We start from the raw sequence: 14,171 nt of genomic DNA on the forward strand, positions 1-14,171 counted from the left end.
CGGCGATAGCCTTGTCGGGTGCGTATAGCGAGGTTCTCCATAGGCGAAGGCGTGTCGTTCGGCGTGGTCGAGGGCGGTCCGGGCGAGGAGTTCGTCTCCACGGTCGCCGGCCACCCGTTCGGTCAGGTGCAGTTCACCGGCGAGCGGTTTCCGCTGTCCCAGGTGAAGCTGCTGGCCCCGATGCTGCCGAGCAAGGTGATCGCCATCGGCAGAAACTACGCCGAGCACGCGGCTGAGCTGGGCAACGAGGTCCCCGAAGAGCCGCTCATCTTCATGAAGCCGTCGACGTCGGTGATCGGCCACGGTGAGAACATCGCGTACCCCACGACGCTGTCCGACCGCGTCGACTACGAGGGCGAGCTGGCCGTGGTGATCGGCAGGCTGTGCCGAGAGGTGCCGGTCGAGCGGGTCAAGGACGTCATCTTCGGCTACACCTGCGCCAACGACGTCACCGCCCGCGACCTGCAGAAGAAGGACGTGCAGTTCACCCGGGCCAAGGGGTTCGACACGTTCTGCCCGCTCGGGCCGTGGATCCAGACCGACCTCGACGCTAGCGATCTGGCCCTGACGACCACGGTCAACGGCGAGATCCGGCAGAGCGGGCGCACGAGCCAGCTCATCAACGACATCCCCGCGCTGGTGGCCTACGTCAGTGCGGTCATGACCCTGATCCCCGGCGACGTCATCCTGACCGGCACCCCGGCGGGTGTCGGCCCCCTCCAGGTCGGCGACGAGGTCAGCGTCGGCATCGAAGGCATCGGCACACTCACGAACAAGGTGGTCTCCCGTGACTGAAGTACGGGTGCGGTTCGCCCCGTCCCCAACCGGCATGTTTCATGTGGGCGGCGCCCGTACGGCGCTGTTCAACTGGGCGCTGGCCGAGCAGTCCGGCGGCCGCTTCGTGCTGCGCATCGAAGACACCGACGTGTCGCGTAACCGTCCGGAGTGGACGGAAGGCATCATCTCCGCGCTCGACTGGATCGGCATCCACGGCGGCAACCCGGCGTTCGAGGGGCCCTACTTCCAGTCGGCGTACGAGGCGCAGCACCGCGAGGCGGTGGCGAAGCTGCTGGCCGACGGCCGGGCCTACTACTGCGACTGCACGCGCGACTTGCTGGTGGCCCGCACCGGCTCCGAGCACAGGGGCTATGACGGCTACTGCCGCGACCGCGGCCTGACCGAGGGCGCGGTCCGGTTCCGCACGCCCGACGAGGGCGTCACGGTCGTGGAAGACCTCGTCCGCGGCAACGTGGAGTTCCCCAACGAGGCGCAGGAGGACTTCGTCATCGCCCGCACCGACGGCTCGCCGCTCTACGTGCTGGCCAACGCGGTCGACGACATCACCCAGAACATCACCCACGTCGTCCGTGGCGAGGAGCACCTGGGCAACGCGGCCAAGCAGATGCTGCTGTGGCCCGCGCTGGGCGCCACGCCGCCGGTCTGGGCGCACCTGCCGGTGATCGTCAACGAGCAGCGGAAGAAGTTGTCCAAGCGCCGCGACAAGGTGGCCCTGGAGGACTACCGCGCGGAGGGCTACCTCGCGGAGGCCATGGTCAACTACCTGATGCTGCTCGGCTGGGGCCCGGGCGAGGACCGCGAGATCATGCCGTGGTCGGAGATGGCGCCGCTGTTCAAGCTGGAGGACGTCAACTCCGCCAGCGCGTTCTTCGACGAGAAGAAGCTGCGCGCGTTCAACGGCGAGTACATCCGGGCGCTGCCGCTGGAGACGTTCGAGGAGCGCTGCGCGTCCTACCTCGACGGTTCCTGGGACCGTGAGCTGTTCAGCAAGGTCGCGGCGCTGGCGCAGACCCGCATCTCCGTGTTGTCGGAGATCCGGCAGAACGTCGACTTCCTCTTCCTCGAGGAGCCGGTCTTCGACCAGGCGTCCTGGGACAAGGCGATGAAGAACTCCCCGGTGGAGATCCTCACCGACTACCTGGCCCGGCTTGCCACGGTGAGCTGGGACCCCGAGTCGCTCAAGGAGGCGCTGGAGGCGGTCGGCACGGCCTACGGGCTCAAGCTCGGCAAGGCCCAGGCGCCGGTGCGCGTGGCGATCACCGGCCGGACGGTGGGCCTGCCGCTGTTCGAGTCGATCGAGGTGCTCGGCCGCGAGCGCGCCGAGGAACGCCTGCGCGCCGCCCTGGCCCGCCTTCAGGGCTGACCCCGACGGCCCGATGCCCGGCGGCCCGGCGCCTGGCGGCCCGGCGGTGGGTCGCCTGGCGTGCCCTGCTTTCGGCCGCTTTGGGCATGCTTCCCGCGCCCCTCGATCCTTCTTTCAAAGGACCTCCGCCGAAGTGCGGTGGATGGAGGGGCGCGGGCAAAGCGCGGAAGGCCCGGCGAGGCGGACTCAGTCGAGGCCGCGGCGGGCGAGCAGCGGCTGGATGCTGGGCTCGCGCCCGCGGAAGTTGCGGAAGGCGGTCAGCGGGTCGAGGCTGCCACCGCGGGAGAGCAGCTCGCGGCGGAAGTGGTCGCCGTTGGCCCTGGTGAGCCCGCCGTTCTCCTTGAACCACTCCACGCTCTCGGCGTCGAGCACCTCGCTCCAGATGTAGGAGTAGTAGCCGGCGCTGTAGCCGCCGGAGAAGATGTGCGCGAAGTAGTTGGTCCGGTAGCGCGGCCTGACCTGTGCGACGGCGATCTGGGCGGCTTCCAGGGCCGCCGACTCGAACGCCTCGGGGTCGGCCACCGTCTCGCCGGGCGCCAGCTTGTGCCAGGCCCAGTCGAGCAGCGTGGCGGCCAGGTATTCGACGGTCTTGAAGCCCTGGTTGAACTTCTCCGCCGCCTTCAGCTTCTCCACCAGCTCGGCCGGCATCGGCTCGCCGCTCTCGTGGTGCTTGGCGTAGTTGGCCAGCACCTCGGGCCAGGTCGCCCACATCTCGTTGACCTGCGACGGGTACTCGACGAAGTCGCGCGGCACGCTGGTGCCCGACACCCGCGGGAACCGTACCTGCGAGAAGAGCCCGTGCAGCGCGTGGCCGAACTCGTGGAAGGCGGTGTTCACCTCGTCGTACGTCAGCAGCGTCGGCCCGGAGACGGGCTTGGTGACGTTGAGGTTGTTCATCACCACGGGCGCAAGCCCGAACAGGAACGACTGGCCCACCAGGTTGTTCATCCACGCCCCGCCGCGCTTGGTCGCCCTCGCGTACGGGTCGAGCACGAACAGCCCCAGCCGGCTCCGGTCCTCGTTGAACACCTCGAACACCGTCACGTCGGGGTGGTATCCGCCGAGGTCGGGGCGCTCGGCGAAGGTGACGCCGTACAGCTTCCCGGCCGCGAAGAAGATGCCGTCACGGTAGACCCGGTTGAGCTCGAAGTACGGCCGCATGGCGTCCGCGTCGAAGTCGTAGCGGGCCTGGCGCACCTTCTCGGAGTAGTACGACCAGTCCCATGGCTCGATCTCGAACCCGGCCTGCGCCGTCAGCTCCTCGGCCTCCTTCCGCGCGTTGCGCACGGCGGGGCCGACGAGCTGGCCCAGCATCTCCTCGACCGCCTCGACGGTCTTGGCGGTCTGGTCGGCCACCACGTACGCGGCGTGGCTGGGGAAGCCCAGCAGCGCCGCCCGCTCGGCCCGCAGCGCCGCAACCCTGGCCGCCAGCTCGAAGTTGCCCGGCGCCCGGCCCACGCTCAGCTCATAGAGCCTGCGGCGCACGTCGCGGTCGGTGAGCAGGGCCAGGCCCGGCTGGTCGGTGAAGTTGAGCAGCGGCAGGACGTATTTGCCGTCCTCGAGCAGCGACTCGATCTTGGCCTGGTCGAAGCCGTCGAGCTCCTTGGGGTCCTCGACGACCAGCGCCGACTCCGTCGAAGCCTTCAGCAGGCTCTGCGCGAACTCCGTCGAGAGCTTCGACAACTCCTCGTTGATCCCCCGCAGCCGGTCCTGCTCCGGCTCCGACAGGTCGGCCCCCGCCCTGATGAAGTCGTCCCGGTACTTCTCCAGCAGCCAGGACTCCTCGGCGTCCTCGGTCGTCACCTGCTTGATCCGCGCCCACAGCGCCCGGTTGAGCCGGATGGCGTCCATGTGGCGGGTCAGCTGGGGAGAGATCTCCTTCTCGATCTCCATGATGCCGTCGCTGGTGTTGGAGGCGGCGATGCTGAAGAAGACCGTGGCCGTGCGGTCGAGAATCCGTCCTGACCGCTCGAGCGCGGCGATCGTGTTGTCGAAGGTCGGCGGCTCGGAGTTGCCTGCGATCGCGTCGACCTCCGCCAGTTGCTCCGCCATGCCGCGCTCGAACGCGGGCAGGTAGTGCTCCTCGCGGATGTCCGCGAAGGGCGGCAGCTCGTACGGCAGGGTGCTGGGGGCGAAGAACGGGTTACCGGCCAACGGTGGGGCTCCTCCACGTGGTGTTTTGTCCCCTTCAGCTTGGCACGATCAGGCCCCTGCTGTGAGCCGCCGAGTAATCGTTTTGGTCTTAGCCCCAGAGCTGGGCTATTCTTTCGGACGTCGCCAAGAGCGCGCCTCGAGAGGGGCCGCCAGCGGTGGGGTATGGTGTAATTGGCAGCACGACTGATTCTGGTTCAGTTAGTCTAGGTTCGAGTCCTGGTACCCCAGCACTTCTTATTTCGCCAGTCTGTGCAGGATTTCGGTAATCTCCCGGTACTTTTTCGCCGTCGGCGCATGGGATGCCTCCACCGAGAAGATCTTGAACTGGTTGTCCGGCGTAGCCGCGTTCGCTTCCTTGATCATCCGGTCCTGCAGCGCGAGCGGGATCGTCCTGTCTCGCGTGTGCCTGATGTAGACGCGCGGCACTCGTCCCCACGCCTCCTTGCGCCCCCGAGCGTCGGCGCTTCCCACCAGGAGACTCTCATGGCCCGGGTGCCCGGGACACCCTTCTCGCCGTGCTCGCGGGCGTGGCGCTGCCGCTGGTCATCGCCGGTTGGTACGTCTCCGGCGAGCACGACAAGCGCCGCCGACTGGTCGAGCGGCTGCGTACCACCATGGCGGAGAACGCCGATCTCCACGCCAGGCTCCTCGACCAGGCCAGGCGGGCAGGGGTGCTCGACGAGCGGCACCGCGTGGCGGGTGAGATCCACGACACGGTGGCGCAGGACCTCGTCGCCCTGATCGGCCAGCTCAACGCCGCCGACCGCGCCTGCGCGGCCCCCGCGCGCCGCCGCCACCTCGACCAGGCCGCCGAGCTGGCCCGCCGGAGCCTGTCCGAGGCTCGCAGATCCGTACGCGCCCTGCGCCCCGAGCCGCTGGAGAGCGCGAGACTCCCGGAGGCGATCACCGGCATGGCCGAGTCGTGGTCGCGGGCGGCCGGCGTGGACCTGATGCTCGAGATCACCGGCACCCCGGTCGCCCTGGCCGCCGACGTGGAGGCCACCCTGTTCCGCGTGGCCCAGGAGGCTCTGGCCAATGTCGCCAAGCACGCCAGAGCCACCAGGACGGGCCTCACGCTGTCCTACACGGACGAAACGGTCCTCCTTGACGTTCGCGACGACGGGACCGGCTTCGCCCCGCAGAAGCCCGCTGACGGCTTCGGCCTGGACGGGATGCGGCAACGCGTCCGCGGCGTCGGCGGCACGCTCGACATCGAGTCCGAGCCGGGCCAGGGCACGGCCGTGGCCGCCGCCGTCCCCGCCATCCCCGCCATCCCCGCCATCCCCGCCGGAGGCTCCCGTGAGAGTGCCGATGCCGTCCCCCGCCGGAGGCTCCCGTGAGAGCGCCGATGGTGTCCCCACCGAAGATGCGCGCTTCACCCGGTCGGCCGGGTGTGGACGTGCGGCAGTGCGGGTAGAGTCCGCCCGGCTTATGGATGTCTTTCGTGTTCGCGCGGGCAGCTTCCCGCGCTTCGTTGCCCCGTTCATCGCCCCGCTCGTCCTCTTCTTCGCCGTATGCCTCCTCCTCGGCGCCATCCTGACCGGCAGCACCCTGCTCGGCATGGTCATCGGCGCCCTGGCCGGCGCCGTTCTCCTGGCCGTGCTGGCGGTCAAGCACCGCCGCCTGACCATCGGAACCGTGGTCCGGTTCTCGGAGGACGGCGTGGAGCTGACCGACTCGTACGGCTTCCGCGTCCACCTCCGTTGGCCCGACATCACCAGGATCGACATCGTGGACACCCAGCTGGCCGACCCGAGAGTCATGGGCCGCCTGGGTGGCATGCGGGTGCGGGCGCAGGCGCTGCGCTCCGCGGGGCTCATCGGGTGGGGCGAGCGGACGGTGCCGCCCCGCATACCCGGCTGGATGCGGGACCGGCTGGCCCGCGTCCCCGTGGACCCCGTGACCGGTCGCCCGGAGGTGGCGATCCCGCTGGGGGAGGTCGATCCGCTGTGGGAACGAGGGCCGATGGGGGACTGGGTTCGGCGCCGCAGGCCCGATCTGATGGGCTCATAAGCGGTTTGGTGTGGTCTCCGGGGTGCGGTAGAGTTACCTGCGTTGCCGGGGAGGCCCGGCATCACCAGCTTGTGGACAGGGTCCCGTCGTCTAGTGGCCCAGGACGCCGCCCTCTCAAGGCGGTAGCGCCGGTTCGAATCCGGTCGGGACTACCACTTGTCACAAGCCCTGCGAAGGTCCCGTCGTCTAGTGGCCCAGGACGCCGCCCTCTCAAGGCGGTAGCGCCGGTTCGAATCCGGTCGGGACTACGTCTACCACACCCGCTCTGGAGCGCACAGCTCCGGAGCGTTTTGTTTTTCCGGCCGTTGAAGGCTCCGGGAAGGTTCCGGGAAGGCTCCGGACGGAAAAGGCCCCCGCCGCGAACGGCGAGGGCCTCCGAGAAGCGGCGGCTCACATGGAACGGGCCTTGAAGAGCGCGCGCCGGGCCGCCTTGGCGACCTGCTTGTCCGGGTGGACCTGGGAGATCAGGTCCAGCAGTTCCTCCACGTGGGCGTGCGGGATCCGCCAGACCACCTCGAGCAGGCTGTTGACCATCTCAGGTCCGATGTCCCGCAGGCTGCTCACGAACTCCGACCGTCCAAGACCGGCAGAGATCGTCCACATGTCCAGAATCAGCCAGTGTGTGTCGTCCTGCGTGGGCTCAGGCGCCCCCTCGATCTCCAGCTGGCTCAGATGCGTGGCGGCGTAGGGCCGCAGCGAGGGTTGTTTGAGCGCCGCCTGCCAGGCCGGGATGGCGGCCTCGCCCAGCGTGCCGACCACGCTGGCCGCCTGCACCCTGATCAGCGCGTCGCTCTCGTCCTCGGCCGCCGCCTCCAGCAGCTCCTCAGCGGCCTTGCCGGGCTCCCGCAGCCGCATCCAGGCCGCGAACTCCGCGTCGGCCTCGTCCTCCGGCAGCTCGGCGCTGAGCGCCAGCAGCTCGTGGGCGCTCATGGACTCGATCGCGGGCCGCGCGTCCACCTCGATGTCGGCGTCGTCCACCAGGTGGACGACGCCCTCGGTGCCGAGCGGCGTGAGGCGGACGGTGTCGCCGTCGCGCTCGACCATGCCGTAGCCGATCAGCCAGTCGATCGCGGGCGTCAGCGGGTCGCCCGCCGCCTCCCACGCGTCCGCCCCCAGCTCGTCGAGGTCGGCGGCGGCCTCGGCCAGGTCCTGTGCCAGCTCGTCCAGCTCGCGCGAGCCGCCCGCCAGCAGCAGGCGGACCAGCAGACCCCGGGTCAGGCCCGCCAGCGCCATCGTGAGGTCTTCGTCGTCCAGCTCAGGGTCGCCGTAGTCGACCGAGTGGAGACCCAGCATCCAGGCGTCGAGCACGTCCTCGTCGTCGTCGAACGGCCACTCCGACGTGTCGTCCTGCACCGCGACCGTGTTGCCCTCGCCGGGCTGGAGGAACTCCAGGTCCACGGCCAGGTTCCAGATGTTCCAGAGCTGCGGGACCGCCTCGGCGACCGGGCCGTCGGTCTCGGGCCTGGGCAGCCCGGTGGCCGCCAGCGCCTCCTCCACCTCGGCGTCGGTGAGCAGCGTTTCCTCGCCCACCCGGCGGCCGGAGCCGACCCACAGGGCGAGGTCGCGGGCCTTGGTGACCAGCGGCGCCTGCCGGGCCGCCTCTGCCAGCTCCGCGTCGGGCCGCAACCGGATCGTGGCGAGATCGGCGAGCTCGTCCGCGAACGGCTCGAAATCGCCAAGGTCGCCGACCTCGTCCTCCTCGTCGTCGTCGCCCTCGGTGTCGTCGAGCAGCTCTTCCATGAGGTCGACGAACTCGTCCTCGACGTCGTCCAGCTCCGCCTGCAGATCGGCGAGGGAGTCAGAGCCCTTGGCCAGCCTGCCGGTCTGGGAGAGGAACGTGAGGTACGCGTCCACGGCCGGGAGCATCCCGTCGGCGGCGGCGTCGGGATCCTCCACGACCTTGGGCATGCGATCGAGCAGCAGGTTACGCAGGTCGGCGCGCTTCCAGGTGCCGAGGTCCTGCGAGAAGGCGAGACGGTGCCAGAGTGCTGCAGGCCCCACGAGCTCGGGGTCGCTTCCGGGCGCGTTCGCACGCGCCCACATGATGAACTCTTCGAGCAGGGGTCGCAGCTCAGTGGCGGCTACCTCGATGCGATCTGTCACGCACTCAGGCTAGTGCGCCCACGACGCACTCGGCTCCCCAAATACCTGCTTTCGCCGATCATGACGTGCGACGCATTGCCTCCGTTATACGTTCGGCGGCTGCCATGACGGGCACCGCGTGGAGCCGTCCGGGGGCCCTCGTGAGCCGTTCGATGGGGCCGGAGACCGACACGGCCGCGATCACCTTGCCGCCGCTGCCCCTGATGGGGGCCGACACGCTGGCCACCCCCTGCTCGCGCTCGCCGACGCTGTGGGCCCAGCCGCGGCGGCGTACGGAGGCGAGGGTGGCGGCGCTGAACTTGGCGCCGCGCAGGCCCCGGTGCAGCCGGTCCGGCTCCTCCCAGGCCAGCAGTATCTGCGCGGCCGAGCCCGCCGTCATGGGCAGCGCGGAGCCGACCGGCACGGTGTCCCGCAGGCCGCTGGCGCGTTCGGCGGCCGCCACGCAGACGCGCTCGTCGCCCTGGCGGCGGTAAAGTTGCGCGCTCTCCCCGGTGAGATCCCTCAGCTGCATCAGTACGGGTGCGGCCACCGCCAGCAGTCGGTCCTCGCCGGCCGCGGTGGACAACTCGGAAAGCCGGGGACCAAGTACGAATCTGCCCTGTGTGTCACGACTCACAATGCGGTGGTGCTCAAGTGCGACGGCCAGCCGGTGGGCCGTGGGGCGGGCCAGACCGGTGGCCTGGACGAGCTGCGCCAGTGAAGCGGGTCCCGCTTCTAGGGCATTGAGTACAAGAACTGCCTTGTCGAGTACTCCGACTCCGCTAGAGTTGTCCATACACCGATACTGCCGTCTCGACATATGAGAAAGCAAGTCGGAGGCAAACTCCACGCGAGGGGAGATTGGGACCCCAAGCGAGCGGTGCGACGGTGCATCGCTAACAAACGGGAGGAAGAATCATGGGCCGCACACTGGCCGAGAAGGTCTGGGAGCAACACGTAGTCCGGCGCGCCGAGGGCGAACCGGACCTGCTCTACATCGACCTGCACCTCATTCACGAGGTGACCAGCCCGCAGGCGTTCGACGGGCTCCGTCTCGCCGGCCGGAAGGTGCGGCGGCCCGACCTCACGATCGCCACCGAGGACCACAACGTGCCGACCGTGCTCGGCCCGATCTCTGACCCGGTGTCCAAGACGCAGGTCGAGACGCTGCGCAAGAACGCCGCCGAGTTCGGCATCAGGCTCCATCCGATGGGCGACGCCGGCCAGGGCGTGGTGCACATCATCGGCCCGCAGTTCGGGCTGACGCAGCCGGGCATGACGATCGTGTGTGGCGACTCTCACACCTCGACGCATGGCGCGTTCGGCGGCATCGCGTTCGGCATCGGCACCTCCGAGGTCGAGCACGTGCTCGCCACGCAGACGCTGCCCGCGTACCGGCCGAAGACGATGGCCATCGAGGTCTCCGGCGAACTGCCCACCGGCGTCACGGCCAAGGACCTGATTCTGGCCATCATCGCCAAGATCGGCACGGGTGGCGGCCAGGGCTACATCGTCGAGTACCGCGGCGAGGCCGTACGCAAGCTCTCCATGGAGGGCCGGATGACGGTCTGCAACATGTCGATCGAGGCGGGCGCCCGCGCCGGCATGATCGCGCCGGACGAGACCACGTTCGAGTACCTCAAAGGCCGCCCGCACGCGCCCGAGGGCGAGGCGTGGGACCAGGCCGTCGAATACTGGAAGTCGCTGCGCACCGACGACGACGCCGTGTTCGACAAGGTCGTGGAGATCGACGCCTCGACGCTGACCCCGTACGTCACGTGGGGCACCAACCCCGGGCAGGGCCTGCCGCTGGGCGAGTCCGTCCCGGCACCGGAGAGCTTCTCCGACCCGGTCGCCCGCTCGGCCGCCGAGCGGGCGCTCGAGTACATGGGCCTGACCGCCGGCACGCCGCTGCGCGAGATCGAGGTCGACACGGTGTTCGTCGGCTCGTGCACCAACGGCCGCATCGAGGACCTGCGCTCGGCCGCCGAGATCCTGCGCGGCCGCCAGGTGAAGACCCGCACGCTGATCGTGCCCGGTTCGATGCTGGTCAAGCTGCAGGCCGAGCAGGAGGGCCTGCACGAGGTGTTCAAGGCCGCCGGCGCCGAGTGGCGTGAGGCCGGCTGCTCTATGTGCCTGGGCATGAACCCCGACACGCTCAAGCCCGGCGAGCGCAGCGCCTCCACCTCCAACCGCAACTTCGAGGGCCGCCAGGGCAAGGGTGGCCGTACCCACCTGGTGTCGCCGCAGGTCGCCGCCGCGACCGCCGTCACCGGCCGCCTCACTGCGCCCGCCGACCTGTAAGGAGACCTCACCGATGGAAGCATTCACCACCCACACCGGTACGGCGGTGCCGCTGCGCCGCAGCAACGTCGACACCGACCAGATCATCCCGGCCGTCTGGCTCAAGCAGGTCAGCCGCACCGGCTTCGAGAAGGGCCTGTTCGCGGCCTGGCGCGAGGACCCCACGTTCGTGCTGAACGACCCGGCCTACGAGGGCGGCTCGATCCTCGTCTCCGGCCCCGACTTCGGCACCGGCTCCTCGCGCGAGCACGCGGTCTGGGCGCTGCAGCAGTACGGGTTCCGCGTCGTGATCGCCGCCCGCTTCGGCGACATCTTCCGCAACAACTCCACGAAGATGGGCCTGCTGCCGGTCGTCCTGCCCGGCGACAAGGTCGAGGCCCTGCAGACGGCCGTGGAGGCGGACCCGAAGCTGGAGGTCACCGTCGACCTGGTGGAACGCCAGGTGCGCTGGGCCGGCGAGGTCGTGCCGTTCGAGATCGACGACTACACCCGCTGGCGGCTCTTGGAGGGCCTTGACGACATCGGGCTGACCCTGCGTCACGCCGACGATGTGGCGGCGTACGAGAATGGTCGGCAGCCATGGCTGCCGACGACCGTCTAGAAGACGACGAACTGGCGCGGCGGTTGCGCGAGGCGCACCGCCGCGTCCGCATGCTCCCCGCCACGGAGAAGGCCCGGCTGGGCCGCCGTTACCTCGCGATCTGCGACCTGGCGAAGCGGGATCCGGAAAGGGCCGCCGCCCGTTTGGACGCCTTTCTGGCCGCTCTCGACACGCCACGTAGTGGCGAAAATACGCTTGGTGATTGAGTTCCCTCGCGATCCAGCCTACTTTCGAGCGCGTAAGGGGTTTCTACGTCGAACTCGTGAGCTGGAACCCCGAGCCGTAACTGGGGGAGCAGGACTTTCATGAACAAGCGAGAACTCGTCGAGGCCATCACGGATCGGGTGGGCGACAGGAAGACGGCCACCGAGGCCGTAAACGCGGTCATCGACGCCGTCCAGAAAGCCGTGGCCAGCGGCGACAAGGTCTCGATCACGGGCTTCGGCGCGTTCGAGATGGTGCACAAGCCCGCCCGCACGGCCAGGAACCCGTCGACCGGCGCGGAAATCAACGTTCCCGAGAGCTGGGGGCCGAAGTTCCGCCCGGGGTCCGACTTCAAGGAACTGGTCAACCAGGGCGGCAAGAAAGCCGGGAAGAAGAAGTAATCCCAGCGAACCAGTACGCCCGGGCCGTCGGCCCGGGCGTTCGCATTTGCCTCGCGCAATCCGCCGAAAGCGCCGCCGGGCCGCCGCTTCGTGCCCGCCCCCGACCGCTACTCCGTGTCGTTCGCCGGCCGCGGCTGAGCGAATGAGTCTGGGACCGGGAAAGTCGAGAGCGTGATGTAGGTGATCTCCCCGCCGGACATCGCGAGGTTGACCCGCTGGCCCGTGCGCAGCAGCCGCAGCGGCCCCGCGTCGAAGGCGGGTGTGCCGAACTCCAGCACGGTCCCGTCGTCCAGGAACACCGTGCCCGAGCGCGTGGCCTCGTCGAAGCTGCGTACCGTTCCCTGCACGCAGATCAGCGTAATTGGTTTGCCCCTCACCCGGCGAGGCCACCAGAATCGCGGATCATGGCACGTGCGGGTGACTTCTGGCGATTCGTGTGGGCGAACGGCGTCACGCAAATGGGCACCCAGGTCACGGTCGTGGCCCTGCCGCTGACGGCGCTCCTCACGCTGGACGCCGGAGCCTTCCAGCTCGGCCTGCTGTCGGCGGCCCAGATGATCGCCTTCCTGCTGATCGGCCTGCCCGCGGGCGTGTGGGTGGACCGGGCACGGCGCCGCCCGATCCTCATCTGGTCCGACGTCGCGCGCGGAGTGGCGCTGCTGTCGATCCCGGTGGCGGCCTGGCTCGGCGTGCTGACGCTGCCCCAGCTCTACGTCGTCGCGCTGGTGCTGGGCGTGGGCACGGTGTTCTTCGACGTCGCCCACCTGAGCTTCCTGCCCGCCATCGTGCCCAAGGAGCGCCTCGAACGCGGCAACGGCCTCCTGGAGGTCACCAGGACCGTCTCGGTGCTCGCCGGACCGGGCGTCGGGGGCTGGATGGCCGCCGCGCTCACCGCGCCGATCGCGCTGCTCGCCGACGCCGTCAGCTACCTCGCCTCCGCGCTCCTGCTGTCGGGCGTGCGGGCTCAGGAGACTCCGCGGCGCGGCGAGCGTGGATTACTGCGGCACGAGGTGGCGGAAGGCGTCAAGTTCGTCGCGGGAGAGCGGGTGCTGCGCAGGATCGCGGTCAGCGGCGCGCTGGTCATGATCGCCAATAGCGTCTGCGCGGTCGGCCTGCCGCTCTACCTGATCAAGCAGCTCGGCGTCGGCTCCGCCCAGTACGGGCTGCTGCTGTCGGCCGCCGCCGTCGGCTCCATCGTCGGCGCCGTGCTGGCGGCCCGCGTCACGGCCCGCTTCGGCACCGGCCGCACCCTGTACGGCTCCGCCGTCCTGGCGACCGTGCTCTACCTGCCCGCCCTGGCGACCGGCCCCGGCTGGCGGCTGCTGATCTTCCCGGTGGCCGGGTCGCTGTACGGCGTGGCCGGCTCGATCTTCGGGATCGCCCAGCTCAGCTACCGCCAGCGCATCACCCCCGACCATCTGCTCGGCCGGGTCAACGCCAGCATGCGCTTCCTCATGTGGGGCGCCTTCCCGTTGGGCGGCCTGGTCGGCGGCGCGCTGGGGGAGTGGTTCGGCGGCTACACGGTCTTCGCCGCGGGCGTGGCCCTGATGGGCCTGGCACACCTGGCGGTGGTGACCTCGCCCGCCATCATGAAGGCGCCCGCTTCCCTCTCATGAGGAGGGCCACAGCTCGGCGACCACCGCGGCCGTGTGCGGGCCGAGGCCCAGCGCGATGGCCGCGCGCAGGTCGTCGGGCGTGTCCACATCCCGCCGTACGGACTCGATCCCCGGCAGGCACAGCTCCTTGGCCCCGACCGCCAGATGCTTGGCCCGCGACTCCCCGCCGAACCTGGGCGTGAACGGCATCCCGGGCCGTACCCCGTAGAAGGTCGTCCCCACGTCGAGCGCGTCCGGCACGAAGGCCTGGTCCAGCTCGGCCGCCGCCGACAGCGCCACTCCCAGCTCGGAGGAGCGCAGGGCAGGCAGGTCCGCCTGGAGCGCCCCCACCGCGTCGCCGGGCGCGACGCGTACGGCGTGGGCGGCCCCTGTCCGTAAGGCGGTGTTCAGCCCGCGGTCCGGATCGGGCACCACCTCGGCCCCCAGCGCGCCCAGCGGCCCCGCGGCGGCGGGATCGGCCGTCACCACGATCACCCGGGCGACCTGCGCGCATGACAGCGCCGCCGCCACGGTGTCGCTGGCCACCGCCACTGCCAGCCGGGTGCGATGCGGTCCCGTCGCCGCGGCCAGCCTTGTCTTCGCCGCGACCAGCGTCTTCACCGGGATCACCAGTGACCAGCGGATGCTCATAGTCT

Annotated in this window: 15 protein-coding genes and 3 tRNA genes; 12 read left to right on the top strand and 6 right to left on the bottom strand. The window is 69.9% G+C overall.

Going from position 1 to position 14,171, the window contains the following annotated elements; translation table 11 throughout:
- Positions 1-18: 18 nt before the first annotated feature.
- Positions 19-795, top strand: coding sequence for a fumarylacetoacetate hydrolase family protein (locus ABN273_RS22275; protein ID WP_349450876.1), 777 nt, complete (start codon positions 19-21; stop codon positions 793-795).
- Positions 788-2,161, top strand: coding sequence for a glutamate--tRNA ligase (gene gltX, locus ABN273_RS22280; protein ID WP_349450877.1), 1,374 nt, complete (start codon positions 788-790; stop codon positions 2,159-2,161). The genes ABN273_RS22275 and gltX overlap by 8 nt, the downstream gene beginning before the upstream one ends.
- Positions 2,162-2,347: 186 nt before the next feature.
- On the opposite strand, the gene ABN273_RS22285 is transcribed toward gltX, so the two are convergent.
- Entirely contained in the window at positions 2,348-4,315 is a 1,968-nt protein-coding gene (locus tag ABN273_RS22285; RefSeq protein WP_349450878.1) for a M3 family metallopeptidase, read from the bottom strand.
- A gap of 156 nt (positions 4,316-4,471) precedes the next feature.
- On the opposite strand from ABN273_RS22285, the gene ABN273_RS22290 reads away from it, so the two are divergent.
- A tRNA-Gln gene (locus ABN273_RS22290) sits at positions 4,472-4,543 on the top strand.
- A gap of 6 nt (positions 4,544-4,549) precedes the next feature.
- Here ABN273_RS22290 and ABN273_RS22295 read toward each other — a convergent pair.
- Positions 4,550-4,741 (bottom strand): hypothetical protein, encoded by a 192-nt coding sequence (locus ABN273_RS22295; protein WP_349450879.1) that lies wholly within the window; start codon positions 4,739-4,741, stop codon positions 4,550-4,552.
- 89 nt (positions 4,742-4,830) lie between these two features.
- Between ABN273_RS22295 and ABN273_RS22300 the strand changes: the two genes are divergently transcribed.
- The 4 genes from ABN273_RS22300 to ABN273_RS22315 all read left to right on the top strand — a co-directional run bounded on the left by ABN273_RS22300 (position 4,831) and on the right by ABN273_RS22315 (position 6,576).
- Positions 4,831-5,655, top strand: coding sequence for a sensor histidine kinase (locus ABN273_RS22300; protein WP_349450880.1), 825 nt, complete (start codon positions 4,831-4,833; stop codon positions 5,653-5,655).
- A gap of 91 nt (positions 5,656-5,746) precedes the next feature.
- Positions 5,747-6,328 (top strand): hypothetical protein, encoded by a 582-nt coding sequence (locus tag ABN273_RS22305; protein WP_349450881.1) that lies wholly within the window; start codon positions 5,747-5,749, stop codon positions 6,326-6,328.
- Between the two features lie 79 nt (positions 6,329-6,407).
- Positions 6,408-6,483 (top strand) — tRNA-Glu (locus ABN273_RS22310).
- A gap of 20 nt (positions 6,484-6,503) precedes the next feature.
- Positions 6,504-6,576, top strand: a tRNA-Glu gene (locus tag ABN273_RS22315).
- Positions 6,577-6,718: 142 nt separating this feature from the next.
- Here ABN273_RS22315 and ABN273_RS22320 read toward each other — a convergent pair.
- Entirely contained in the window at positions 6,719-8,431 is a 1,713-nt protein-coding gene (locus ABN273_RS22320) for a hypothetical protein (protein WP_349450882.1), read from the bottom strand.
- Positions 8,432-8,489: 58 nt separating this feature from the next.
- Positions 8,490-9,206, bottom strand: a complete 717-nt coding sequence (locus ABN273_RS22325; RefSeq protein WP_139632184.1) for an IclR family transcriptional regulator — start codon at positions 9,204-9,206, stop codon at positions 8,490-8,492.
- 122 nt (positions 9,207-9,328) lie between these two features.
- Here ABN273_RS22325 and leuC point away from each other — a divergent pair, with 122 nt between their 5' ends.
- The 4 genes from leuC (at position 9,329) to ABN273_RS22345 (ending at position 11,920) form a co-directional block, all read left to right on the top strand.
- A complete protein-coding gene (gene leuC, locus ABN273_RS22330) occupies positions 9,329-10,714 on the top strand; it encodes a 3-isopropylmalate dehydratase large subunit (protein ID WP_349450883.1) in 1,386 nt (461 codons plus the stop codon).
- 13 nt (positions 10,715-10,727) lie between these two features.
- Positions 10,728-11,315, top strand: a complete 588-nt coding sequence (leuD, locus tag ABN273_RS22335) for a 3-isopropylmalate dehydratase small subunit (RefSeq protein WP_349450884.1) — start codon at positions 10,728-10,730, stop codon at positions 11,313-11,315.
- On the top strand, positions 11,294-11,521 hold the full coding sequence (locus ABN273_RS22340; protein ID WP_349450885.1) for an SCO5555 family protein: 228 nt from the start codon (positions 11,294-11,296) through the stop codon (positions 11,519-11,521). Before leuD ends, ABN273_RS22340 begins: the two co-directional genes overlap by 22 nt.
- A gap of 99 nt (positions 11,522-11,620) precedes the next feature.
- Complete coding sequence (locus ABN273_RS22345; RefSeq protein ID WP_349450886.1) at positions 11,621-11,920, top strand: HU family DNA-binding protein; 300 nt, start codon at positions 11,621-11,623, stop codon at positions 11,918-11,920.
- Between the two features lie 107 nt (positions 11,921-12,027).
- Here ABN273_RS22345 and ABN273_RS22350 read toward each other — a convergent pair whose 3' ends face one another.
- Entirely contained in the window at positions 12,028-12,267 is a 240-nt protein-coding gene (locus tag ABN273_RS22350) for a hypothetical protein (protein WP_349450887.1), read from the bottom strand.
- 57 nt (positions 12,268-12,324) lie between these two features.
- Here ABN273_RS22350 and ABN273_RS22355 point away from each other — a divergent pair, with 57 nt between their 5' ends.
- On the top strand, positions 12,325-13,536 hold the full coding sequence (locus ABN273_RS22355; RefSeq protein WP_349450888.1) for an MFS transporter: 1,212 nt from the start codon (positions 12,325-12,327) through the stop codon (positions 13,534-13,536).
- On the opposite strand, the gene cofC is transcribed toward ABN273_RS22355, so the two are convergent.
- On the bottom strand, positions 13,531-14,166 hold the full coding sequence (cofC, locus tag ABN273_RS22360) for a 2-phospho-L-lactate guanylyltransferase (protein ID WP_349450889.1): 636 nt from the start codon (positions 14,164-14,166) through the stop codon (positions 13,531-13,533). The genes ABN273_RS22355 and cofC overlap by 6 nt on opposite strands.
- Positions 14,167-14,171 lie beyond the last annotated feature (5 nt).

It is taken from the genome of Nonomuraea sp. B19D2 (genome assembly GCF_040137845.1).
GTDB lineage: Bacteria > Actinomycetota > Actinomycetes > Streptosporangiales > Streptosporangiaceae > Nonomuraea.

Excerpts from the sequence above, each read along its gene's own strand:
- ABN273_RS22305 (WP_349450881.1), top strand. The coding sequence starts at position 5,747 with ATGGATGTCTTTCGTGTTCGCGCGGGCAGCTTCCCGCGCTTCGTTGCC.
- ABN273_RS22325 (WP_139632184.1), bottom strand. The coding sequence starts at position 9,206 with ATGGACAACTCTAGCGGAGTCGGAGTACTCGACAAGGCAGTTCTTGTA.
- leuC (WP_349450883.1), top strand. The coding sequence starts at position 9,329 with ATGGGCCGCACACTGGCCGAGAAGGTCTGGGAGCAACACGTAGTCCGG.
- leuD (WP_349450884.1), top strand. The coding sequence starts at position 10,728 with ATGGAAGCATTCACCACCCACACCGGTACGGCGGTGCCGCTGCGCCGC.
- ABN273_RS22340 (WP_349450885.1), top strand. The coding sequence starts at position 11,294 with ATGGCTGCCGACGACCGTCTAGAAGACGACGAACTGGCGCGGCGGTTG.
- ABN273_RS22345 (WP_349450886.1), top strand. The coding sequence starts at position 11,621 with ATGAACAAGCGAGAACTCGTCGAGGCCATCACGGATCGGGTGGGCGAC.
- ABN273_RS22355 (WP_349450888.1), top strand. The coding sequence starts at position 12,325 with ATGGCACGTGCGGGTGACTTCTGGCGATTCGTGTGGGCGAACGGCGTC.
- cofC (WP_349450889.1), bottom strand. The coding sequence starts at position 14,166 with ATGAGCATCCGCTGGTCACTGGTGATCCCGGTGAAGACGCTGGTCGCG.